This is a genomic window from Streptomyces phaeolivaceus (genome assembly GCF_009184865.1).
GTDB classification, from domain to species: domain Bacteria; phylum Actinomycetota; class Actinomycetes; order Streptomycetales; family Streptomycetaceae; genus Streptomyces; species Streptomyces phaeolivaceus.
This window is the reverse complement of sequence record NZ_CP045096.1, coordinates 327,772-350,119: the sequence shown is the minus strand read 5'-3', so window position 1 is coordinate 350,119 and position 22,348 is coordinate 327,772. Positions and strand designations below refer to the sequence as shown.

Genomic DNA, 22,348 nt, shown 5'->3' with positions numbered 1-22,348 from the left:
AGGCAAGCCTCAGCAAAGAAAGTTGAAGACGTGGGGACCTCTGCGGTCCGGGTGGCGAAAGGCCCCCGCGCGGTACTGCTGCTGACGTTCTCGGGCGTGGCACTGATCACACTGTGCGCCCTGTCGATGGCGTTCGGCGCGCTCGGCGTCCCCCTCGACCAGGTGTGGCACACCCTGCTCGGCAACCCCCCCAACGCCCGTGTCGACACCGTCATCTGGTCGGTACGGCTGCCCCGCACCGCCCTCGGTCTCGCCACCGGCGCCGCCCTCGGTCTCGCGGGCGCGCTGATGCAGGCGCTCACCCGCAATCCGCTCGCCGACCCCGGCATCCTCGGCGTCAGCGCGGGCGCCGCCTTCGCGGTCGTCCTGTCGGTCGGCGTGCTCGGCATGTCCTCGGTGTACGGCTACATCTGGTTCGCCTTCGGCGGCGCCTTCGCCGCCAGCGTCCTCGTGTACGTCCTCGGCGGCCTCGGCCGGTCGGGCTCCACCCCCGTCAAACTCGCCCTGGCGGGCGTGGCCGTGACCTCGCTGCTCTTCTCCCTCACCAGCGCCATAGCCCTGACCGACCCGGACGCCCTCAACCGCTACCGCTTCTGGAGCGCGGGCTCGCTCGCCGACCAGGACCAGGAAGTCCTCCTCCGTGTCCTGCCGTTCCTGGCCGTCGGCGCGATCCTCGCCCTGGCCTGCGCCCCGGCCCTCAACAGCCTCGCGCTCGGCGACGACGTGGCCAAGTCCCTCGGCCTCAGGCTCGGCCCGATCCGCGTCCAGGGGGTCGTCGCCGTCACCCTGCTCACCGGGGGAGCGGTCGCCGTCATCGGCCCCGTCGTCTTCGTCGGCCTGGTCGTCCCGCACATCGCCCGCGTCCTCGCCCAACTCGCGGGCCTCGGCCCCGACCACCGCTGGCTCCTCCCCCTGTCGGCCGTCCTGGCGCCCTGCCTCCTGCTGACCGCCGACATCGCCGGCCGCCTGATCGCCCGCCCGACCGAGATCCAGGCGGGCATCCTCGTCGCCTTCATCGGCGGCCCCTTCTTCATCGCACTGGTCCGCCGCCGACGCCTCGCGGAGCTGTGACCCATGACCGCACGCCACCGCACGACCACCGGGCGGACGCGGGCCCCTGCAGACCGAACCCGTGGAGCTGTGAGCCGATGACCACCGAACTCGCGCCCGTGCCGCCCCCGAAGGGCGACGCGGACCCGACGCCGACCCGGCGTACCGGCGACCGCCTCGCGTTCCGCATCCCGGTCCCGCCCGTCTCCGGTGTCGTACGCCCCCGGCTGCTCGCCGTCTGTCTGCTGCTGTCGGCCGCCACGTTCCTGGCGTTCTCCGTGGAGACCTCCGTCGGCGACATCGACCTGCCGGTCACCGATGTGATGAAGGCCCTGGTGGGCGTCGGCGACCCCGGCACCCAGCTGATCGTGCACGAACTGCGGCTGCCCCGCGCCCTCGCCGGGCTGCTCGTCGGCATCGCGTTCGGCATCTCCGGGGCCCTGCTCCAGACCGTGACGCTCAACCCGCTGGCCAGCCCCGACATGATGGGCATCACCCAGGGCGCAGGCGCGGTGGTCGTCGCCGGGATCGTCCTCGGCCGGGACAGCGGCCTCAACACGCAAGCCCTGGGCCTGCTGGGCGCGTTGACCGCCGGACTGCTGGTGTACGTCCTGGCCTGGAAACGCGGCACCACCGGCTACCGCATCGTCCTCGTCGGCATCGGCATCGCCTGGATCTGCACCAGCATCACCGACTACCTCCTCGCCCGAGGCCAGCGCTTCCAGGCCCAGGCCGCCCTCGGCTGGCTCGTCGGCAACCTCAACGGCCGCACCTGGGACCAGATCAGCCCGCTCGCGATCACCATGGCCGTGCTGGTGCCCCCGGCGGTGCTCCTCGGCCGGCAGATCCGGATCCTGCAGCTCGGGGACGACGTCGCCAAGGGCCTCGGCACCCGGGTGCACACCGTCCGGGTCGCCGTCCTGCTCATCTCGGTCGGGCTCGTCGCCTTCGGTACGGCGACCGCCGGACCGGTCGCCTTCGTGGCGCTCGCCGCACCCCAGGTCGCCCAGCGCCTGGCCGGCACCCCGTTCCCGCCACCCGTCGCGGCCGGGCTCACCGGCGCCGTGATGGTGCTGGTGTCCGACCTCGCCGCCCGGAAGATCATCCCGGACACGGAACTTCCGGTCGGGGTCGTCACCGGGGTCCTCGGCGCCCCCGTCCTGCTGTGGCTGCTCATCCGCGCCAACCGCGCCGGTTCAGGAGGCTGAAGACGTGTCATCGAAGTACGAACCGGTCACGAAGGGCGAAGTCCGTGCGGACGCCTCTGCCGACTCCCACACCGACTCCCACACCGACCCCGACACCGAAGTCCCGTCCGGTGCCCGTCCGGACGCCCCGGCCGGTGCCGCCGCCGCAGCGCGGGGAGGTTCCCGTGGCGGTGTCCCGGGTGATGCCGACGCCGAAGTCCCCGCCGATTCCCGTGCGGACACCTCGGCCGGTCCCGGTGCCGAAGGGGCGGTCGGTGCCCGTCCGGATGCCCCGGCCGGTGCTGCCGCCGCAGCGCGGGGAGGTTCCCGTGGCGGTGTCCCGGGTGATACCGACGCCGAAGTCCCCGCCGATTCCCGTGCGGACACCTCGGCCGGTCCCGGTGCCGAAGGGGCGGTCGGTGCCCGTCCGGATGCCGCCGCCGCAGCGCGGGGAGGCTCGCGTGCCGGTGTCCCGGGTGATGCCGACGCCGAAGTCCGGGTCGGCCCGCGTGCCGGTGTCCCGGCCGACAGCGGTGCCGAAGTCCGGGTCGGCCCGCGTGCCCAGGCCGCGGCCTCGGCCGGTTCCGGTGCCGAGGCCCCGTCCGGTGCCCGTCCGGATGCCCCGGCCGGTGCCGCCGCCGCAGCGCGGGGAGGCTCGCGTGCCGGTGTCCCGGGTGATACCGACGCCGAAGCCCGGGACGGCTCCCGTGCCGACGCCCCCACCGGCTCCCGCCCCGATCCGCGCTCGGATTCTCGCCCCGGCCACCGCGTCGGCTCCCGCGCGGACGGCCCCGAGCTGCGCGCCGAGGGTCTCCGCCTGGCCTACGACGACCGGATCGTCGTAGACGATCTCGACCTGGTGATCCCGACGGGCCGGGTGACGGCGATCGTCGGGGCCAACGCCTGTGGGAAGTCCACCCTGTTGCGCGCCCTGGCCCGGCTGCTGACGCCCAAGGCCGGTGTCGTCCATCTCGACGGCCGCTCGGTGCACTCGATCCCGACCCGCACCCTCGCCCAGCAGCTCGGCATCCTGCCGCAGAGTCCCATCGCCCCCGAGGGGCTGACGGTCGTCGACCTGGTGGGGCGCGGGCGTTCACCGCACCAGACCTGGTGGCGGCAGTGGTCGAAGGGCGACGAGGAGGCCGTCCACGAGGCGCTCAGGGCGACCGCCATGACCGACCTCGCGCACCGGCCCGTCGACGAACTCTCCGGCGGCCAGCGGCAACGCGCCTGGATCGCCATGGCCGTCGCCCAGGGCACCCCCGTGATGCTGCTGGACGAGCCGACGACCTATCTCGACCTCGCCCACCAGATCGACGTCCTCGACCTGGTCACCGACCTCAACCGGAACCAGGGCCGCACGGTCGTGATGGTCCTGCACGACCTCAACCAGGCCTGCCGGTACGCCGACCACGTCATCGCCATGAAGGGCGGGCGCGTCGCCGGCGAGGGCACCCCGGCCGACGTCATCACCGCCGCGATGGTCGAGGACGTCTTCGGGCTGCGCTGCGTCGTGGGCGAGGACCCCGTCAGCCGTACGCCGATGGTCATCCCGATGGGCCGCCACCACGAGGGCACCGAGACGGGCGGCGCGGACCCGGTGTCCGTGGCGGGCACCGCCGGCTGACACACGGCCGGGGGCGGGCGCCTGTGAGAAGTGTCACGAACGGGCCCACCGCCCCCGCCGGTTCAGGGACGAGCCGTCAGACATCCGCCCACCGTGCGGAAGTGGCCCCCAGGTCTGGTACCCGAACATGACGACCCGCACATGAGCCCCCTCACCGTTGCTAGGTAAGGCTTGCCTTATCTAATATGTCTTTGCTTGAGGGAGGTTGTGTTCCTGATTGAGAAACTCTGTGACCCGCTCTATGAAAGGCGATGCGGTGACAACGCTGCACACCGGGCCGGATTCCATCTACGACGTACTGGGTATCGGGTTCGGCCCATCGAATCTCGCACTCGCCATCGCACTGCATGAACAGTCCGCGAACAGTGGACCGGAGGGCGGACTGAAGGTCGGGTTCCTGGAGAGACAACCCCGCTTCGGATGGCACCGCGGGATGCTCATCGACGACGCCACCATGCAGGTGTCCTTCCTGAAGGACCTGGTGACGATGCGTGATCCCACCAGCGACTTCAGCTTCCTGTGCTACCTGCGCGACCAGGGCCGCCTTGTCGACTTCCTCAACCTCAAGACCCTCTTCCCCCTGCGTATCGAGTTCCACGACTACTTCGAGTGGGCCGCCGCCCGTGTCGCGCACCTCGTCGAGTACTCCTCCGAGGTCGTCTCCGTGCGCCCCGTCACCCGGGACGGCGAGGTCCGCTGGTTCGACGTCACCAGCCGGGTGCCCGGCGACCCGGACAGCCTGACCGTCCGCCGCGCCCGCAGCGTCTGTGTCGCCACCGGCCTGGAACCGCGGCTCCCGCAGGGCGCCTCGCTGTCCGAACGGGTCTGGCACAACAGCGAGTTGCTGCCCCGCGTCGAGAAGGTCCGGGCCTCGGGACAGCCGATACGCCGGGCCGTCGTCCTGGGCGCCGGACAGAGCGCGGCGGAGGCCGTCGACTACCTCCACCGCAACTTCCCCGAGGCCGAGATCTGCTCCGTCTTCGCCAAGTACGGCTACACGCCCGCCGACGACAGCCCCTTCGCCAACAAGATCTTCGACCCCGAGGCCGTCGACCTGTACTACGACTCGCCCCGCGAGGTGAAGCAGTCGCTCTTCGACTACCACCGCAGCACCAACTACTCCGTCGTGGACATGGACTTGATCGAGGCCCTGTCCCGGACCATGTACCAGGAGAAGGTCCAGGGCCACGAGCGGCTGCGGATGATGAACGTCTCCCGGCTGCGCGAGGTGGACGCGGGCGCGGAGGACGTCAAGGTGACCGTGGAGTTCCTGCCGACGGGGGAGCGCGAGATCCTCTCCGCCGACCTCCTCGTCTACGCCACCGGCTACCAGCCGCAGGGCGTCGGCGACAACCTGGGCGAGATCGGCAAACTCTGCCTGCGCGACGAGGAGGACGCCCTACGCGTCGGCCGTGACCACCGGGTGGCGACCGTGCCCGACGTCACCGCCGACATCTACCTCCAGGGCGGCACCGAGCACACCCACGGCCTCACCTCGACCCTGCTCTCCACCACGGCGGTGCGTGCCGGGGAGATCTGCGCCTCCCTCGTGGCCCGCCGCGCCGCGGACCCGACGCCGACGGGGGACTGAGCGACTGACCCCGGGCGGGCGCGCCACGGCGCCCGCCCGTCGTGGGCCGGTGGTCGCCGCCCGTCCACGGGGTGCGGGCGGCATCCGCCTACGGGGTGCGGGCGGCGTCCGCCTACGGGGTGCGCTCGGCGTCCGCGCCGACCGCGCCCCGCCGATGCACTCCCTTGGCCAGCGCCCCGCCCAGGAACCCGGTCACCAGCCCCCAGACGACGGCCAGTCCGAGCGCGGACCACAGATGGGGCCGCAGATACAGCTCGCCGCCCAGGTCCCCGCCGAGGTCGCCGATGCCGATGACCGACAGCCCGTAGTGCGCGGAGATCCGGGCCACCAGACACACCGTCAGCACGGTGAGCACGAGCGCCGCCGCCATGTGCACGGCGTGCTGCCACAGCCGCATCCGGGCCGGTGAGCGGGCCGCCATCACGAACGCGGCGCCGATCAGCAGCACGGCGTTCACGACGAGCAGCCACCACACCCGGCCGTCGTACTCGGCGAGCGAGCCCAGGTTCAGGGTCGACACATCCGGGCCGCGCACGACCTCGTCCAGGATCTTCGGCATCGGCAGCCCGAACGGCCCCTCGACCTGGCTGTCCCAGGTGGCACCCAGACCGATCGTGAAGACCAGCCACACCACGTTCGGCAGACCCAGCAGGATCACCGCGGCCGTCTCGGCGGCGTGCCCACGGGTCAGCGCCACCACCACCGCGATCACCAGCCCGATCCCGACATACGCCAGCAGCAGCCCGACCATCGCGTACGCGGCCGGCCGCACCGACTCCTGGAACCGCAGCAGCCGCGCCGGCAGGGGCGCCCCGCGCGACACCAGCAGCGCCAGGGCGAGGACCCCGGCGAGCCACAGCAGTCCGAAGAACACGGTCGGCACCACGGCCGTCTCGAAGCCCACGTCGGCGGAGGTGCCGAAGAAGTCGCCCACGTCGCCGAGCGGGATGTCGAAGGTCTGCCGGGCCGCGATCGCGAGGCCGATCAGCGCCGCCAGCCACAGGACGGCGATCCGTGCCGCCCAGCCCGCGAGTTCGGTCGCCCCCGCCACCGCCCGGTGCCGCAGTGGTCGCAGGAACCCGGCGGCCATGACCAGCGCGCCCACCAGGGTCACCGACAGGGGGATCGCCGTCAGACCCGCCCGGGTCTCGGCGAAGGCCCCGGCGCCGCCGGACAGCTCGATCGTGCCGCCGACCGCCGTCACGACGGTGGCCGCGACGACCCGGGGGAACGCGCCGTCCGGGAGGTCCGCCGCACCCGCCGCCCACAGCCCCAGGGACGCCGTCACGATCATCGCGATCAGCCCGGCGAGCACGGTGGCCAGGGCCTGGAGCCAGCCGTGCCGGGCGACCTCCCGCTCGGGTGCGCTCGCCTGCCGGGGACTCAGTGTCCGAGGACTCACTCTTGCCACGCTAAGCACGCCGGAGGCACTCCGCGCGCCGGGAGCCCCCGGCCCGCTCGGCTTGCGGGTGGCACGGGGCCAGAGCACACAATGGGCCTGTTGTGGAATAAAGCGGCGGTAAACGCAGGGTAAGAGCAGGAAATCGCCTGAAAGCCGCACATCGCCGCAGTGCCCCTATGGCGGGAGAAGCCCCGTGAGCTCCGAGCAACCGTCCTCCGGCCGTCCGACCGGCCCGCCGTCCGGCCCGCTCTCCGGGCCGACGCAACCCAGCCCCACCCCGCCGAGCCCCACCCCGCCGAGCCCCACCCCGCCGAGCGGCACGGGCGGCGGGGGCGGACCGGAGGGCCCCGGCGGGCCCGGCGGCGGCTCCGGCGGATCCGGTGACTCCGGGCAGGGGTCCGGGAGTCCCGGTCACCCCTGGTGGCGGTCGGCTCCCCGGATCGCCCTCATGGTCACCGCGGCCGTGGTCGCGGTGGTCCTGATCGTCGTCTTCACCCGCTCCGACGACTCGGGCGGCTCGGCCGACGGGGAGGTGTTCCTCCAGGCGGCGGGCAAGTCCGGCCCGGACCCGTTCACCGAGTCGACGGCGACGGACAGCTCCACCCCGCCCGAGACCCCCGAGGCGTCACCGGGCAGTTCGGAACCCGGCAATGTGACGCGGGCCGTGGACGGCGCGTCCCCCGGCCTCTACGGCGGTACCCGGAACGTCGCCAGCTGCGATGTCGAGAAGCAGATCGAGGTGCTCGGGGCGAACCCCGCCAAGAACGACGCGTTCGCCTCCGTCGCGGGCGTCAAGTCCTCGGGGGTGCCCGCCCATCTGCGCTCGCTCACCCCGGTGCAGCTGCGCATGGACACCCGTGTCACCAACCACGGCTACCGCGACGGCGCCGCCACCAGCTATCAGGCCGTCCTCCAGGCCGGCACCGCCGTCCTCGTCGACGACCGGGGGGTGCCCCGGGTGCGCTGCGCCTGCGGCAACCCGCTGAAGCAGCCGGTCGCGCAGAAGACCACGCCCGAGCCGAAGGGCGACTCCTGGCCGTCGTACCGGCCGCAGAACGTCGTGGTCGTCGAGGGCTCGACGACGATCGTCAAGGTCTTCGTCCTCTACGACGCCGAGCACGACGACTGGTTCACCCGGCCCAGGGGCGACACCGGAGGGAAGGACAAGAAGACCGACCCGCCCGTCGACCGGCCCTCCCCGTCGGTGTCGACGTCGTTCACCGAGAAGCCGCCCACCAAGAAGCCCGAGCCGTGCCGCTCGACCCCGGGCGGAGACTCCGGTGAGGGCAGGACCGAGAGCCCCTGCCCCTCCTCGTCCTCGGTGACTCCGTCGACCCCCTCGTCACCGGAACCCGAGCCGGAGACCTCCGAGCCCACGACGGAGTCGGAGAGCCCCGAGACGGCCGACTCGCTGCCCGACGACACCACGACCACCGAGACGGCGTCCCTCAGCGCCCTGGAGTCGGTCACCCCGGAGTCCTGACCGGCCCGGCCGACGAAGCGTCCCCGGGGCCGACCCGGCCGACCCGGCCGACCCGGCCGACCGGGCCCCGGGCCAACCGGACCTGGACGCCCCACGCGTCGCCCTGCTCGGTCGCGACCGGGCCACCGCGCAGATCACGCTCGTACCTCAGCCCGTCGGCTGCCCGGCGAGCGCCGCCCGTGCCGCGACCGCGTCGTCCGGGTCCCAGCCCTTCCTGGGCACGGCGGCCAACGGTAAACAGCGGCCCGGGGAAGGCGTACATGACGTCCGTGACCCGGGAGACGAACGTGTCGACCCAGCCGCCGCGCCACGCGGCGAGCAGAGCTGCCCGTGGATGACGCTGTGCTGTAACGTCGGTTACGAGAAGCTTCCCTCCTGGAATGTGTCGTCCAGGAGAGTAACGACCGTCACGAGGAAGTCAATGTCTGTAATGAAAATTTCAGATCACGAGGATCGTGGAGACCGCGGCGATCTCGGCGAGGGTCTGGCGCGGCTCCGGGCGGCGGTCCGTGACCACTGGGAGAGCCTCTCCGCGTCCGAGCGGGCGGTCGCCCAGTACCTGGTCGGCGCCCCCGTCGAGCAGCTGCTCTTCGCCGGCGCCCAGGAACTCGGCACGGCCAGCGGGACCAGCAACGCCACCGTGGTCCGCGCGCTCCAGCGCCTCGGCTACGCCGGCTTGCCCGCCCTCAAGCGCGAGCTGGCCTCCGGCTTCACCACCGCCGTGGCCCCCGAGGTACGGCTCAAGCGGCGCATCGCCCATGTCGGCCCGGACCTCGACGGCATCTGGACCGATGTGATCGACGAGGCACAGGAACGCATCGACCAGACCCGGCGGCTGACCGCGCCGGACGCCCTGCGGGCCGCCGTGACCGCGCTCGCCGACGCCGTCGAGATCCACTGCTTCGGCATCGCCGCCTCGGAACCGGCCGCCCGCCATCTCTCCCTGGCCCTCGGCCGCATCGACCGCCGCTCCCGCTTCTGCGGCGCCACCGGTTTCGCGCTCGCCGACCACCTCCTCGCGCTCCGCCAGGGCGACGCCGTGGTGATCTTTCAACCGGGGCGCGCCCTGCACGAGTTGACCGTCCTCGTCGAACGGGCGCGGGCGGTCGGGGCCCGGGTCGTCCTCGTCACCGACGAACTCGGCGAGGAGTTCGGCGACCGCGTCGACGCCGTCCTGACCGCCCCGCACACCCCCACGGGCATCACCTCGGAGGCCCTCACCGCGCTCGTCGTCGCCGATGTCCTGCTCCTCGCCCTGACGACCCTGGACGAGAACCGTGCCGTCGACACCTCACACCAACTGACCGTTCTCCGTGAGCAGTTGATGACCACCAGGGGCAGCCGGAGGGGCTGACCGGCGGAATGCGGTGGCGGACCGGGGCGGTGACGGCCGATGATCCTCCGCATGAGTGACAGCTTGGAGACACGGCCCGACGACCAGCCCCTGCCGGAGCGGAAACCCGGCTGGGGCGACCGGTTCGTCGGCCCCGAAGGGGACCCGCGCGGCGAAGGCGGCTTCGAGGGCGAGCGGGCCACCCTGGTCGGCTTTCTGCGCAACCAGCGCCTCACCCTGGAGCTGAAGTGCGCGGGCCTCGACGCGCGGGCCCTGGCCCGCCGCTCGGTGCCGCCGTCGAACATGTCGCTGCTCGGGCTCGTACGCCATCTGGCCGGCGTGGAGCAGTACTGGTTCCGCGAGGCGTTGGCGGGCGAACCGGCCGCGCCGCGCCACTACCGGGCCGGCGACGACCCCGACGGGGACTTCAACGACGCCGTGGCCGACCCCGAGGCCGTCGCCGACGCCTGGCGGACCTGGCGCGCCGAGGTCGCCTTCGCCGAACGTTTCGTGGCCGCCGCCCCCGACCTCGCCGTCACCGGACGCCACGACGACGAGCCCATCGCCCTGCGCGAGGTCCTCGTCCACATGATCGAGGAGTACGCCCGGCACAACGGGCACGCCGACCTCCTGCGTGAACGCGTCGACGGCCGCATCGGCCAGTGAACCGCGGCGCGCGGAACCGGGATTTCCCTGAGGGCGGAACGCCGAACCCTTCCCGTGGCGCGACGAGTTCCTAGGCTGAGGGGGTGAGCCCACACGCGTCGAACGAAGCCCGAGTCGTCCCCCTGCGCCCGGCGACGGCCCGGACCCGCCCGGCCACGGCGCCTCCGGCCGCCCCACCGGCCCCGCCCGCCAGGGAACCCCTGTGGCGCGACCTCGTCGGCGACGTGCTCCGCCGCGAACGCCTGGCCCAGGAACGCACCCTGAAGGACGTCGCCGACGCGGCCCGCATCTCCATGCCGTACCTCTCCGAGGTGGAACGGGGCCGCAAGGAGGCCTCCTCGGAGGTTCTGGCGGCAGCCGCCCAGGCCCTCGGCCTGAGCCTGGGAGACCTCCTCTCCCTGGCCCAGACCGAACTGACCCGCAGCACACCCAAGGCCTCCTACAACGGCCTGTGCCTCGTGGCCTGACGGGGCGCGGAACTCAGACCTCCACCAGCCGTCGGCTCAGCACCTCGTCCGCCAGCCCGTACGCCACCGCCTCCTCGGCCGCGAACACCTTGTCCCGGTCCATGTCGGCCCGCAGTTCTGCCACCTCACGCCCGGTGTGCCGGGCGAGCACCCCCTCCACCTGCGCCCGGATCCGCACCATCTCCTTGGCCTGGAGCGCGAGATCGGACACCGTCCCCTGACGGCCCCCGCTGGCCGGCTGCCCCAGCAGCACCCGCGCGTGCTCCAGCACGTACCGCCGCCCGGGATCCCCGCCCGCCAGCAGCACCGCCGCCGTGGACGCCGCCTGCCCCACACAGAGCGTCGAGATCGGCGCCCGTACGAACGTCATCGTGTCGTAGATCGCCATCAGCGAAGTGAACGATCCCCCGGGCGAGTTGATGTACACCGAGATCTCGCGGTCCGGCATCGCAGCCTCCAGATGGAGGAGTTGCGCGATGACGACGTTGGCCACCCCGTCGTCGATCTCCGTGCCGAGGAAGATGATCCGCTCGGACAGCAGCCGGCTGAACACGTCGTACGACCGCTCGCCCTGCGCGGTCCGCTCGACCACGTTCGGAATGGTGTAGGTCCCCATCACTGCAGTCCCATCCGTCGCCGTGAAGAGGCCGGCCGTACGTCGTCGAGCGACTCGACCACCCGGTCGACCATCCCGTACTCCCTGGCCTGTTCGGCCGTGAACCAGCGGTCGCGGTCGCCGTCCCGGGAGATCGTCTCCTCGGACTGGCCGGTGTGCTCCGCGGTGATCCGCTCGATGGCCCGCTTGGTGAACTCCAGGTTCTGCGCCTGGATCTCGATGTCGGCCGTCGTGCCGCCGATCCCGGCCGACGGCTGGTGCATCATGATCCGCGCGTTGGGCAGCGCGAACCGCTTGCCCCGCGTGCCGACGCTCAGCAGGAACTGGCCCATGCTCGCCGCGAAACCCATCGCCAGCGTGGCGACGTCGTTCGGGATCAGCCGCATCGTGTCGTAGATGGCGAGACCCGCCGTCACCGAACCACCCGGGCTGTTGATGTACAGACTGATGTCGGTGCGCGGGTCCTCCGCCGACAGCACCAGCAACTGGGCGCAGACCCGGTTCGCGGAGACCTCGTCGACCTGGGTGCCGAGGAGGACGATCCGCTGTGCGAGGAGCTGCGTGGCGAGATGGTCGTCGAAGCGGGACGGCGCGGTGTCGCCCTCCTCGGCGCGCGGGGCGGGCGCGGGGGCCCGGCCGGTGATCAATGGAGTCACGGTTCCTCCCTGGGGGTGAACGCGACCGCGACGGCCGCTGTCTCCACCCTCCCCGGGAACCGCCCCTCACCTGGCCTTTCTCTGCCCACGGCAGATTCGCCGATAGCAGAGCGCCGATCGCCGCCCCCGCCCGGCGCATCTCGTCCCCGTGCCACCGATGAGTTTGTGGACCGGGGCCGGTCGATACAGATGACGACACACCCCAGGGGAGACGACACACCCCGCCCGAGGAGGCACCCATGTCCAGCGACGGATTCACCACCTGCCTGTGGTTCGACGGCCGGGCCGAGGAGGCGGCGGCCCACTACGTCTCGGTCTTCAAGAACTCCCGGCTCGGCCGCGTCACCCACTACGGCGAGGGCGCGCCCCGGCCGGCCGGCTCCGTGCTCACCGTGGAGTTCGAGGCGAACGGCCAGCGGTTCGTCGCGCTGAACGGCGGCCCCGAGTTCAAGTTCACCGAGGCCGTCTCCTTCCAGATCCTCTGCGCCGACCAGGACGAGATCGACTACTACTGGAACAGCCTCACCGAGGGCGGCGAGCCGGGCCCCTGCGGCTGGCTCAAGGACCGGTTCGGAGTGTCCTGGCAGGTCGTGCCCGCCGAACTCATCGACATGATCAGCGACTCCGACCCGCAGAAGGTGGCCCGCGCGACCGCCGCGTTCATGTCGATGGGCAAATTCGACCTCGCCGCCCTGCGGAAGGCGTACGCGGGCGAGTAGCCGGTGCCGGCAACACCTCTCACCCTGGTGGGCGGTCTCCGCGACAGGGCCGCCACCAGGGTGTGTACGGGGATTTCGGTCATTCTTTACCTGAGCCGGGTAGCGGATGCAAAGGATGCCGGTGAGGCTTTCCTGTGCACCACCTGTTACCCGGAGGAACCTTGAACGTCACCCTGACCACCTGGCTGCTCACCGTCGTCGCTCTGTGCGTGTTGGTGGGCGTCGACTTCTTCATCGGCCGCAAACCCCATGACGTGTCGATCAAGGAGGCCGGGATCTGGTCGGCCGTCTGGATCGCTCTGGCCATCGCGTTCGGTCTGGTGATACTCGCGGTCGGCGGGGGCAGGCCGGCGGGGGAGTTCTTCGCGGGCTTCATCACCGAGAAGTCGCTGAGCGTCGACAACCTGTTCGTGTTCGTGCTGATCATGGCGAAGTTCGCGGTGCCCTCGCAGTATCAGCAGCGGGTGCTGATGGTCGGGGTGCTGATGGCCCTGGTGCTGCGGGCGGTCTTCATCGCGGCCGGTGCGGCGATCATCTCCACGTTCTCCTGGGTGTTCTACCTCTTCGGCGCGTTCCTGATCTACACGGCGTGGAAGCTGGTGGAGGACGCCCGCAAGGGGAGCCACGAGGAGGAGTACGAGGAGAACAGGCTTCTCAAGGCGGTGGAGAAGCGTTTCGGGGTGGCCGACCGGTATCACGGCACCAAGCTGTGGATCGAGGAGAACGGCAGGCGGGTGATGACGCCGATGCTGGTCGTGATGCTCGCGATCGGCTCCACGGACGTCCTGTTCGCCCTGGACTCCATTCCCGCGATCTACGGCCTGACCGAGGACCCGTACATCGTCTTCACCGCCAACGCCTTCGCCCTGATGGGCCTGCGCCAGCTGTACTTCCTCATCGGCGGCCTGCTGAAGAAGCTCGTCCACCTCTCCTACGGCCTGTCGATCATCCTCGGCTTCATCGGCGTGAAGCTCGTCCTCCACGCCCTGCACGAGTCCGGTGTCCATGTCCCGGAGATCTCCATCCCGTTCTCCCTCGGGTTCATCGTCCTGGTCCTCGCGGTCACGACCGTGACGAGCCTGTGGGCGTCGAAGAAGCAGCAGGAGAAGGAGGCGGCGGAAGCCGCGGAAGCGGCCGGTGCGGCGGACACGGGTGGCGCGGGGGACGACGAGCCCACCACCTCGCAGCGGGTCTAGGCACCGCTCGCGTCGGCGATGGCCCGGGTGATCTCCCGGGCCATCCGCGTGATCCCCGGGGACGGCACCGGGCACGGCCGCGGCTTGGACGTCGTCGGCGCCAGACAGAAGTGCAGGAAGTCCTCGTCGTGATGGAGGGCGGTGCGGGCCCGGCCGGGCTGGGTGCAGTAGCCGTCGTGCGCGCGCTCGTACGCCGTGCACGGCAGGTACTGGGCCCAGGTGTAGCGGTCGGCGGCCGGGCTCACGGCCTTGCCGGCGTCGGCGACCAGATCACCGGAGGCCTTGGCCTGCTTCTGGTACAGGGCGTTCACCCGGCGGATCCGGTCCGGGGTCATCGGGTCCGGGCCCTGCAACACCCATACGATCCTCGGCCGGTGCGTGCCGCCCGCGTCCGCGATCTGCTCGGTGAGCAGATCGGCGGCGGCCGTGTACCGCCGGAAGTACTCGGCACGGTCCTCGCCGAAGGTGACACCGTCCATGCAGGGCGTGTAGTCCCAGGAGTTGCCCCAGAACTGCAGCACCACATAGTCCGGGCCCAGCCGCCGCACCAGCGCGGCGGCCTTGTCCTGCGGCGGCACCAGCGACCGGTCGGCGGTGCCCTCCAGGTAGTCGCACAGGGTGGTGCCCGAGTACGGGGCGCTGGTGTAGCGGGCGGCCAGATCGTCCTTCAGGAAGGAGCCCAGGACGTTCTGGTTCTCCGTCGCGAGCGAGTCACCGAGGTAGAGCACCTTCGGCGCCGGCTTCACCGGGTCGCCCTCTTCGGCGGGGGACGCCGTGGCGGCCCTTCGGCGGGTGGTCGACGACGGGTCCGGAGCCGCGGCCGACACCGGGGCCTCGTCCGGCCCGGACGCCGGATCCCCGCACCCGCCGAGCAGCAGCGCGGTGAGCACCGCCCCCACCACTCCCACGATCCACGGCTTGCGCATACGGCGACTCCCGCCCCGGCCATCGAAAAGGCTCCCCAGGCAAGCACAGCCCGGGGCGGGGCGGAAGACCCGTGTCGGCCACGAGGGCGCCCGGAACGGAAACGACCGGACGCCCTCTCCGCTCAGGAGGTGCCGCCGCTCACGGGGTCATCCCGCCGGAGCACGCGGCACCCGGCTCCGGCGTCTGCTCGCCCTGCACGTACTTGTCGAGGAACTTCTGCACCCGCGGGTCGGACGCCTTGTCCACCTTCAACTGGTGCTCCCAGGCACTCAGCACGATGGGCGAGGACTGGTCCTCGTAGGGGCTCATGAAGGTGTACGTCGTCTTGTTCACGAGATCGGTGAGCGACTCGACATCCGCCTTGGCCGCCTTGTCGCTGTACGTGATCCAGACGGCGCCGTGCTCCAGCGCGTGCACCGCGTTCTCGTTCGGCACGACCTTGGTGTACACCTGCTTGTCGCAGTTGACCCACACCTGGTTGTGGTCGCCGCCGACGGGCGGGCTCATCTTGTACTCGACGGGCTCGGCGACATGGTTCTGGGAGAGCTTCGACCAGCTCTTCACCCCGTCGACCGGCGCGGCCTTCGCCTCCTCCTTCTCCTGGGCGGAGTCGATCAGGAACCAGCCGCCGCCCACCAGCCCGGCGAGGATCACACCGGTGACGCCGAGCGTGAGCAGCCGCATGCGCCGCTCCCGGGACTGCTCGGCCTTGCGTATCTCCTCGACGCGGGCACGCCGCGCCGCCTCCCTGGCCTTGGGGCTGGAGTTCTTGCCCGTCGGTCCGCCGTTCTTGGCCTTCGACTTGGATGAAGCCATGGGGATCGTCCTTCTGCTCCCTGCCGTGCCCGCGCGGGCACGGCGGTCCTGCGATGCGAGTCGTATGTGCGCGTCGTACGGGCCGGGTCCGGCCTAGACGCGGAGCAACTGCAGTTCGTGGAGATCGGGAGGACGGGCCCGCCCCGGCTCCCCGGAGCCGAAGGACGCGACCGGTGCCGGTGCCGACGCGGGCTGCCAGGACGCGGCGGTGTGATCGGCGCCGGGCAGCGGCGCCTGGCCCAGCACCGCCGCCGGGTCGGCGGCATGACAGTCGTGCCCGCCGGGGCTGTGCTCACAGGGGTCGCGCTCCACCGCGCCCGCCCGCGCGCTGTCCGGCCGCTCCGCCGGGAGATCCGCCGACACCGAGTGCGGGCGCGGCGCCGGAGCCTCACCGGGCGGCGCACCCGCGCAGAACAACACGAACGTGGTGAGGACCAGCGAGACCACGAGCATCAGACGCGCCGACCGGCCCCGGGCGCACGGCGGCGCCGTACGTCTGAACGGCCGGCCGGACATGGTGGCACCTCACGAGTCGAGGCGAACGGGAGTGCGAGCGTCGCTGAAATTATCAGACGACGCACAGCCGTGGTCCCGAACGTGCCCCCGTCCTCTGGATCCCCTGCCGGTTTCACGCGGTCCGTCCCGTTCGGCGCGCGTCCGGGAGCGGTCCTGGCTAGCGTGAGACCGGGGAGGCCACCTGTCCGGGGGAACCACCAGTCGAACCGAGGAGAGTGGCAGTCATGGCCGCACATCCCGAGGGAACGCCCTGTTGGGCCGACGCGATGTTCAGCGATGTCGAGGCGGCGAAGAGTTTCTACGGCGACGTACTGGGCTGGACGTTCGGCGAGTCGTCCACCGAGTACGGCAACTACACCCAGGCGTACGTGGACGGCAAGGCGGTGGCCGCGGTCGTCCCGCCGATGCCCGGCCAGGAGGGACAGTCCGCCTGGTGCCTGTACTTCGCCTCGCCCGATGTGAACGCCACCGCCGCCAAGGTCCGCGACAACGGCGGCGAGGTGCTGATGGAGCCGATGCGGGTCGGCGAGTTCGGCTCCATGCTGCTCGCCCGCTCCCCGGACGGTGTCGTCTTCGGCGTCTGGCAGGCCGGAGTTCACGAGGGCTTCGAGGCCATGGGCGTGCCCGGTGCGTACATCTGGGCCGAGGTCTTCACCCGCGAGCCCGAGAAGTCGGACACGTTCTTCCCGGCCGTCTTCCCGTTCCGGGCCAAGCGGATGGAGGATCCCGACAGCCCGCACATGGACTTCCGGGTCTTCCACCTGGGGGCGGACCCGCTCCTCGGCCGGATGCGGATGACGGCGGAGGACTTCCCGCCCGAGGTGCCCTCGTTCATCAACGTGTACTTCACCGTCGCCGACTGCGACGACGCGGTCGCCAAGGCCACCAAGCTCGGCGGCATCCTGCGCTACGGCCCGATGGACACCCCCTTCGGCCGCTTCGCCGCGCTCAGCGACCCGCAGGGCGCCTCGTTCTCCGTCATCGACGTCACCAACGCCCAGGGCGAGATGCCGCCGATGACGGACGTGGACTGAGCGGGGTGTGTGACCCGTGGACGGTCCCACACCCCCGCGCATGGCATGATCGAGCGCATGCCGGAACGTGTTGTGGCCGCCTGTGACGGAGCGTCCAAGGGAAACCCGGGACCAGCGGGCTGGGCCTGGGTGGTCGCCGAGAACGACGAGATCCCCTCGCGCTGGGAGGCCGGCCCGCTGGGCAGAGCCACCAACAACATCGCCGAACTCACGGCGCTGGAGCGGCTGTTGGCGGCCACAGACCCGGCCGTCCCGATCGAGATCCGGATGGACTCCCAGTACGCGATGAAGGCGGTCACCACCTGGCTGCCCGGCTGGAAGCGCAACGGCTGGCGCACGGCCGCCGGCAAGCCGGTCGCCAACCAGGAACTCGTGGTCCGTATCGACGAGTTGCTCGCCGACCGCGCCGTGGAGTTCCGCTACGTCCCCGCCCACCAGGTCGACGGCGACCCGCTCAACGACTTCGCCGACCGCGCGGCCAGCCAGGCGGCCGTCGTCCAGGAACCCGCCGGCACCGAACTGGGCTCCCCGGAACCCCCGGCCGCCCCCGACACGGTCCCGTCCCGTTGGAGCGCGGCGAAGAAGTCCGCGAAGTCCGGGAAGCCCGGCAGGTCCGGCACCCGGAACGGCTCGTCCTCGTCGTCCTCGGCCTCGTCCCGCACCATCAAGGCGAAGTTTCCCGGCCGCTGCCTGTGCGGCCGTCCCTACGCCGCGGGCGAGCAGATCGCCAAGAACGACCAGGGCTGGGGGCACCCGGAGTGCCGCACGGCGACCGCCGGAACGGCGTGAGCGCGGGTCAGGCCGCGTCGAACGTGTAGTGCGCGGTGTGGTCCAGCAGCGCCGCCGGGGTCGAGTCGTTCCACGGCTTCATCGTCTCGTCGAGGTCGACCACGTTCGGTGTCCCGGCGCCCGGCAGATACGCCGAGCCCGGGTGCAGGCGCCGCCAGTCGGCCCACAGCCGGTCGACGAACGCGTGGTGCAGCCAGAAGACCGGGTCGTTGGGGGAGACCCCGGTGCCCATCTGACCGCCCACCCAGACATGCACCCTGTTGTGCAGGTTCACACCCCGCCAGCCCTCCAGATGATTGCGGAAACCGTCCGAGGCACTGTTCCAGGGCGCCATGTCGTACGTGGACATCGCGAGCACCGAGTCCACCTCGGCCCGGGTCGGCAACTGCCGTACCGCGCCCCCGAGGGAGCGCCGCAGATAGGTGCGGCCGTCGATGCGTACGTTGATCGGCCAGTCACCGGTGGACGCGGCGAACGGGCCGTCCATCACCTGCCCGTCGCGGCCGCGCCCGGTGCCGCCGAGGAAGTCCGGCGCCCACAGTGACGAGCGGGCCGTGCGGTCGGCCGTCCAGTCCCAGTAGGGGAGCGCGACGGTCGGGTCCACGGACTGCAGGGCCCGTTCGAACTCCAGCAGGAATCTGCGGTGCCAGGGCAGGAAGGACGGCGAACGGTGGCCCGTGCGTTCACCGTTGTCGGTGTCGCCGAGGATGAACGCGTTGTGGGTCGTGACGAACTCGTCGTAGCGGCCCGAGCGCTTGAGCGCGATCAGCGCGTCGACGAAGCGCCGTTTCTCGTCGGCGGTCAGGGTGGCCTGGTTCTTGCGTACGGTCATGGTGCTGCGGCTCCTCGCGGTCGTTCGGGTGGATCCGGTGGTGCGGGTGGTGCGGGTGGGGATCAGCCGAAGGGGACGAGACGGGCGCCCTGGAGTTCGTCGACCGCGGCGCGGGCGGCGGCGCGCGGGGTCGACACCGGGGCGTAGTGGCTGACGACGCTGATCCAGCTGCCGTCGGCGTTCCGCATCACATGCAGTTCGGCGCCGTCGACGAACACGGCGTACCCGGCGCCGTGATGGTGACCGCCGCCCTCGGTCGCGTGCCCCTGTATCCGACGGCCCCGGTAGACCTCGTCGAAGGCCCGGGGGGCCTGTCGGCCGCCATGACCGGCGTCGCCGTCGTGGTCTGCGTGGTCTGCGTGGTCTGCGTGGTCTGCGTGGTCGTCCGCGACCGCGGCGGTGAGCGGGGTGCCGACGGTCACGGCGAGGGCTGCCGCGGCGCCGAGCGCGTGGCGGCGGGTGAGGTCGGGCATGCGAAGGCCTCCTGGGAAAGGGTGGGTTGATGACCCGTCATGCCTATCGATCCATGGAGGAGCGGGGGAAATCCCAGGGAGTCGGTTGGCTCCGATCCGGACAATTAAGTAAATGTCGTGCAAGGTTGAATAAGGATGATCTTGCTGCCACGGCCTCCGGGGCGAGGGTGGAGGGAGATATTCCGCCCGGTGGCGGCGGTGGCGCCGATGATCTTGCGGTGTCGGCGCGGATCGCGTGGCCGGGATCACGCGGGCAAAGTGACGTGAATCCGGAGTGCGCGCGCACTGCTACTCTTCGTGGTCAATTGATCGCTTTGCGCAGCGAAATGGGAGTTCGCGTGAAGATCGCGTGCGTCGGTGGCGGACCGGCGAGCCTGTACTTCTCGATCCTGATGAAGCGGCAGGACCCGTCCCACGACATCACCGTCCATGAACGGAACCCGGCCGGATCGACCTACGGCTGGGGTGTCACCTACTGGTCCGAACTGCTGGACAAGCTCCGCGAGAAGGACCCCGAGACGGCCCTCGCCATCAGCGAGAACTCCGTCAACTGGAACAGCGGCGTGGCGTACGTCCGCGACCGTACGACCGTCCAGCCCGGCGACGACGGTTTCGGCATCGGCCGGCGTCGCATGCTGGAGCTGCTCGCCGAGCGGGCGCGGGCCCTCGGGGTCCGCGTGGAGTACGAGGACGAGATCACCGCCGACGACCTGCCCGAGGCCGATCTCGTCGTCGCGGGCGACGGCGTCCACAGCGCGGTGCGCGAGCGGCACGCCGACCGCTTCGGCAGCGACATCACCCTCGGCCGCAACGTCTACGGCTGGCTGGGCACCACCAAGGTCTACGACGCCTTCACCTTCTCCTTCCAGGAGACCGACCACGGCTGGATCTGGGCCTACGCCTACCCGTTCAGCGACGAGCAGAGCACCTGCGTCGTCGAGTGCTCCCCGAGGACGCTGAGCGGCCTGGGCCTGGACCGCATGGGCGAGGCGGACGGCCTGGCCCTGCTGGAGAAGCTGTTCGCCGACATCCTGGACGGCCACCCGCTCCTGGGTCGTGCCCAGGACGACGACACCGCCCAGTGGCTCACCTTCCGCACCCTGACCAACCGCTCCTGGCGGCACGGCAATCTGGTCCTGCTCGGCGACGCCGCCCACACCACGCACTACTCCATCGGCGCGGGCACCACCCTCGCCCTGGAGGACGCGATCTGCCTGGCCGAGGCCCTCGGCGCCCATCCGGACACGGAGACCGCGCTCGCCGCGTACGAGCGCCGGCGCAAGTCCGAGCTGCTGCGGCTGCAGAGCGCGGCCCGCCACAGCGCCCAGTGGTACGAGAACATCCACCGGTACATCGACCTGCCGCCCGAGCAGATGTTCGCGCTCCTCGGCCAGCGCCACTCCCCGCTGCTGCCCTATGTGCCGCCGCAGGTCTACTACCGCCTCGACCGCGCGGTCGGCCGTCTGGAGGCGCTGCGCCGCCTCAAGCGCTGGCTGGGCCCGAAGCTGGCCCGCTCGTCCCAGTCGCGCGCCCTCGCCGGCCGGAAGTAGCGGACCCCGGGCGCCGCTACCGCACGCCCCGTGGCCGGAACTGGATGCTGATGCGCGGCCCCACCGCCCGCGCCGACTTGGGAACCGCGTGGTCCCAGGTGCGCTGGCAGGAGCCGCCCATCACGATCAGGTCGCCGTGCCCCTGAGGGAACCGCAGTGTCCGCCCGCCGCCGTGCGGGCGCAGGGCCAGATCGCGGGGGTCGCCCACGGACAGGATCGCCACCATCGTGTCCTCCCGGGCGCCCCGCCCGATCCGGTCGCCGTGCCAGGCCACGCTGTCCCGGCCGTCGCGGTAGTGGCAGAGCCCCGCCGTGGCGAACGGCTCGCCCAGCTCGGCGCCGTAGTGCGCGGAGAGCGCCTGCCGGGCCTCGTCCAGGACGGGATCCGGCAGGGCGTCCTCGGCGCCGTAGAAGGCGAGCAGACGCGGTACGGACACCGTCCGCTCGTACATCTGCCGGCGCTCCGCCTTCCAGGGCACCTCTTCGGCGAGCCGGGTGAACAGCGTGTCGGCCCCGCCGAGCCACCCGGGCAGGACGTCGACCCAGGCCCCGGCGCCCAGCTCACGCCGACGCAGGCCGTCGAGGGGGCCGAGGCGGAGGTCGTCGGACTGGTCGAAGAGGGAGCCCTGGAGGTGCGTGGCCATACCCGCAGCGTACTCCGCGATTCGAAAATCTGTTCGTTAGTGGGTGGAGTCGCTCACCGGCGGTCGCCCACCGGGCCCCCTCGTCGCCCGGCGGCTCAGTGCTGCTGGGCCTTCTGCGGGGTCACCTCGCTCGGCCGGACCACCACGAAGCCCTCGCCCTCCAGCTTCAGCTGCACGGCCTCGCCGGAGCCGCCCCGGATCATCGAGCCGAAGGACTGGGAGCGGTGCAGCGAGGTGCTGAGGTGGGCCGTCCAGCCGACGACCGCGTCCGTGTCCACGAACACCGGCAGCTGCGGCGAGACCGGGATGACCAGCGGAGTGCCGTCACAGACGAGACCGAGCCTGCCCTGCCCGGTGAACACACTGTTGAACAGGCCGCCGCCGGTCATCCCGGCGCCCTTCACGGTCTTGATCTCGTACGCCAGCGAGGCGTCGAAACAGAGCACGTTGCGGCCGTTGACGGTGAACACATCACCCGGCTCGATGTCGACGATGAAGCAGTTCTGCGCCTCGTGCGCGAACCAGGCCTCGCCCTGGCCGCGCACCGCCATCAGCGGCAGCCCCTCCCCGGTGACCGCGCGCTTGAGCATGCCGCCCACGCCCTGGCCCTTGCGTTCGAACTGGAGGTTCCCCCGGAAGGCGATCATCGCGCCCTGCCGGGCGAGCATCTCGCCGTTGACCGCGTACTTGATCGACTTGGCGTTCTGGACGCTCATCCCCGGCGCGTACGCCGGCTGGACCATGTTCTCGTTGGAGAAAAGATCGCTCTTCATAC

The 22,348-nt window shown here is 71.4% G+C and carries 24 protein-coding genes and 1 pseudogene; 13 read left to right on the top strand and 12 right to left on the bottom strand.

The annotated features are described in order from the left end of the window. The first annotated feature begins 30 nt into the window (after window positions 1–30). Both F9278_RS01970 and F9278_RS01965 read left to right on the top strand, forming a co-directional pair. Window positions 31–1,071, top strand: coding sequence for a FecCD family ABC transporter permease (locus F9278_RS01970; RefSeq protein WP_152166700.1), 1,041 nt, complete (start codon window positions 31–33; stop codon window positions 1,069–1,071). 77 nt (window positions 1,072–1,148) lie between these two features. Continuing rightward, entirely contained in the window at window positions 1,149–2,258 is a 1,110-nt protein-coding gene (locus tag F9278_RS01965) for a FecCD family ABC transporter permease (protein WP_152166699.1), read from the top strand. 7 nt (window positions 2,259–2,265) lie between these two features. Here F9278_RS01965 and F9278_RS46050 read toward each other — a convergent pair whose 3' ends face one another. Beyond that, window positions 2,266–3,003, bottom strand: a complete 738-nt coding sequence (locus F9278_RS46050; protein WP_193242108.1) for a hypothetical protein — start codon at window positions 3,001–3,003, stop codon at window positions 2,266–2,268. A gap of 30 nt (window positions 3,004–3,033) precedes the next feature. Here F9278_RS46050 and F9278_RS01960 point away from each other — a divergent pair, with 30 nt between their 5' ends. Both F9278_RS01960 and F9278_RS01955 read left to right on the top strand, forming a co-directional pair. Further along, window positions 3,034–3,864: an ABC transporter ATP-binding protein gene (locus F9278_RS01960; RefSeq protein WP_152173640.1), complete on the top strand. Its 831-nt coding sequence runs from the start codon at window positions 3,034–3,036 to the stop codon at window positions 3,862–3,864. Between the two features lie 256 nt (window positions 3,865–4,120). Beyond that, window positions 4,121–5,455, top strand: coding sequence for a lysine N(6)-hydroxylase/L-ornithine N(5)-oxygenase family protein (locus F9278_RS01955; RefSeq protein WP_226966593.1), 1,335 nt, complete (start codon window positions 4,121–4,123; stop codon window positions 5,453–5,455). A gap of 112 nt (window positions 5,456–5,567) precedes the next feature. On the opposite strand, the gene F9278_RS01950 is transcribed toward F9278_RS01955, so the two are convergent. Beyond that, a complete protein-coding gene (locus F9278_RS01950) occupies window positions 5,568–6,857 on the bottom strand; it encodes a streptophobe family protein (protein ID WP_152166697.1) in 1,290 nt (429 codons plus the stop codon). 193 nt (window positions 6,858–7,050) lie between these two features. On the opposite strand from F9278_RS01950, the gene F9278_RS01945 reads away from it, so the two are divergent. After that, a complete protein-coding gene (locus F9278_RS01945) occupies window positions 7,051–8,340 on the top strand; it encodes a DUF6777 domain-containing protein (RefSeq protein WP_193241339.1) in 1,290 nt (429 codons plus the stop codon). A 229-nt stretch (window positions 8,341–8,569) separates the two neighbouring features. Here F9278_RS01945 and F9278_RS46755 read toward each other — a convergent pair. Beyond that, window positions 8,570–8,659 (bottom strand): annotated as a pseudogene (locus F9278_RS46755) (ABC transporter permease); the annotation flags it as partial. A gap of 111 nt (window positions 8,660–8,770) precedes the next feature. Here F9278_RS46755 and F9278_RS01935 point away from each other — a divergent pair. From F9278_RS01935 to F9278_RS01925, 3 genes are all read left to right on the top strand, one after another. After that, a complete protein-coding gene (locus tag F9278_RS01935) occupies window positions 8,771–9,694 on the top strand; it encodes a MurR/RpiR family transcriptional regulator (RefSeq protein WP_152166695.1) in 924 nt (307 codons plus the stop codon). Window positions 9,695–9,745: 51 nt separating this feature from the next. Next, the gene (locus F9278_RS01930) at window positions 9,746–10,339 is read left to right on the top strand and encodes a DinB family protein (RefSeq protein ID WP_226966592.1); all 594 of its coding nucleotides are present in this window, start codon (window positions 9,746–9,748) and stop codon (window positions 10,337–10,339) included. Between the two features lie 83 nt (window positions 10,340–10,422). Beyond that, window positions 10,423–10,806 carry a helix-turn-helix domain-containing protein gene (locus tag F9278_RS01925; protein WP_152166693.1) on the top strand — a complete coding sequence of 128 codons (384 nt, stop codon included), beginning with the start codon at window positions 10,423–10,425 and terminating at the stop codon, window positions 10,804–10,806. 13 nt (window positions 10,807–10,819) lie between these two features. On the opposite strand, the gene F9278_RS01920 is transcribed toward F9278_RS01925, so the two are convergent. Beyond that, a complete protein-coding gene (locus F9278_RS01920) occupies window positions 10,820–11,422 on the bottom strand; it encodes a ClpP family protease (RefSeq protein WP_152166692.1) in 603 nt (200 codons plus the stop codon). Next, on the bottom strand, window positions 11,422–12,078 hold the full coding sequence (locus F9278_RS01915; protein WP_152166691.1) for an ATP-dependent Clp protease proteolytic subunit: 657 nt from the start codon (window positions 12,076–12,078) through the stop codon (window positions 11,422–11,424). The genes F9278_RS01920 and F9278_RS01915 overlap by 1 nt, the downstream gene beginning before the upstream one ends. 239 nt (window positions 12,079–12,317) lie before the next feature. On the opposite strand from F9278_RS01915, the gene F9278_RS01910 reads away from it, so the two are divergent. Together F9278_RS01910 and F9278_RS01905 are read left to right on the top strand one after the other, a co-directional pair. Continuing rightward, a complete protein-coding gene (locus F9278_RS01910; RefSeq protein WP_152166690.1) occupies window positions 12,318–12,797 on the top strand; it encodes a VOC family protein in 480 nt (159 codons plus the stop codon). Between the two features lie 161 nt (window positions 12,798–12,958). Continuing rightward, window positions 12,959–13,993 carry a TerC family protein gene (locus F9278_RS01905; protein ID WP_152166689.1) on the top strand — a complete coding sequence of 345 codons (1,035 nt, stop codon included), beginning with the start codon at window positions 12,959–12,961 and terminating at the stop codon, window positions 13,991–13,993. On the opposite strand, the gene F9278_RS01900 is transcribed toward F9278_RS01905, so the two are convergent. The 3 genes from F9278_RS01900 to F9278_RS01890 all read right to left on the bottom strand — a co-directional run bounded on the left by F9278_RS01900 (window position 13,990) and on the right by F9278_RS01890 (window position 16,252). Continuing rightward, the gene (locus F9278_RS01900; RefSeq protein ID WP_152166688.1) at window positions 13,990–14,919 is read right to left on the bottom strand and encodes an SGNH/GDSL hydrolase family protein; all 930 of its coding nucleotides are present in this window, start codon (window positions 14,917–14,919) and stop codon (window positions 13,990–13,992) included. The genes F9278_RS01905 and F9278_RS01900 overlap by 4 nt on opposite strands. 139 nt (window positions 14,920–15,058) lie before the next feature. Then, on the bottom strand, window positions 15,059–15,736 hold the full coding sequence (locus F9278_RS01895; RefSeq protein WP_152166687.1) for a DUF3105 domain-containing protein: 678 nt from the start codon (window positions 15,734–15,736) through the stop codon (window positions 15,059–15,061). 93 nt (window positions 15,737–15,829) lie between these two features. Then, on the bottom strand, window positions 15,830–16,252 hold the full coding sequence (locus F9278_RS01890) for a DUF6153 family protein (RefSeq protein WP_152166686.1): 423 nt from the start codon (window positions 16,250–16,252) through the stop codon (window positions 15,830–15,832). A gap of 224 nt (window positions 16,253–16,476) precedes the next feature. Here F9278_RS01890 and F9278_RS01885 point away from each other — a divergent pair, with 224 nt between their 5' ends. Both F9278_RS01885 and F9278_RS01880 read left to right on the top strand, forming a co-directional pair. Next, complete coding sequence (locus F9278_RS01885) at window positions 16,477–17,286, top strand: VOC family protein (protein WP_152166685.1); 810 nt, start codon at window positions 16,477–16,479, stop codon at window positions 17,284–17,286. 45 nt (window positions 17,287–17,331) lie between these two features. After that, on the top strand, window positions 17,332–18,075 hold the full coding sequence (locus F9278_RS01880) for a ribonuclease H family protein (protein WP_152166684.1): 744 nt from the start codon (window positions 17,332–17,334) through the stop codon (window positions 18,073–18,075). 7 nt (window positions 18,076–18,082) lie between these two features. Here the strand turns inward: F9278_RS01880 and melC2 are convergent, their stop codons facing one another. After that, window positions 18,083–18,907, bottom strand: coding sequence for a tyrosinase MelC2 (melC2, locus tag F9278_RS01875; protein WP_152166683.1), 825 nt, complete (start codon window positions 18,905–18,907; stop codon window positions 18,083–18,085). 62 nt (window positions 18,908–18,969) lie between these two features. Beyond that, window positions 18,970–19,380, bottom strand: a complete 411-nt coding sequence (melC1, locus tag F9278_RS01870; protein WP_152166682.1) for an apotyrosinase chaperone MelC1 — start codon at window positions 19,378–19,380, stop codon at window positions 18,970–18,972. A 338-nt stretch (window positions 19,381–19,718) separates the two neighbouring features. Between melC1 and F9278_RS01865 the strand changes: the two genes are divergently transcribed. Next, complete coding sequence (locus F9278_RS01865) at window positions 19,719–20,930, top strand: FAD-dependent monooxygenase (RefSeq protein WP_193241338.1); 1,212 nt, start codon at window positions 19,719–19,721, stop codon at window positions 20,928–20,930. Window positions 20,931–20,946: 16 nt separating this feature from the next. Here F9278_RS01865 and F9278_RS01860 read toward each other — a convergent pair whose 3' ends face one another. Both F9278_RS01860 and F9278_RS01855 read right to left on the bottom strand, forming a co-directional pair. Next, window positions 20,947–21,573, bottom strand: a complete 627-nt coding sequence (locus F9278_RS01860; RefSeq protein WP_152166680.1) for an alpha-ketoglutarate-dependent dioxygenase AlkB — start codon at window positions 21,571–21,573, stop codon at window positions 20,947–20,949. A gap of 95 nt (window positions 21,574–21,668) precedes the next feature. After that, on the bottom strand, window positions 21,669–22,346 hold the full coding sequence (locus F9278_RS01855) for an AIM24 family protein (protein ID WP_152166679.1): 678 nt from the start codon (window positions 22,344–22,346) through the stop codon (window positions 21,669–21,671). Window positions 22,347–22,348 lie beyond the last annotated feature (2 nt).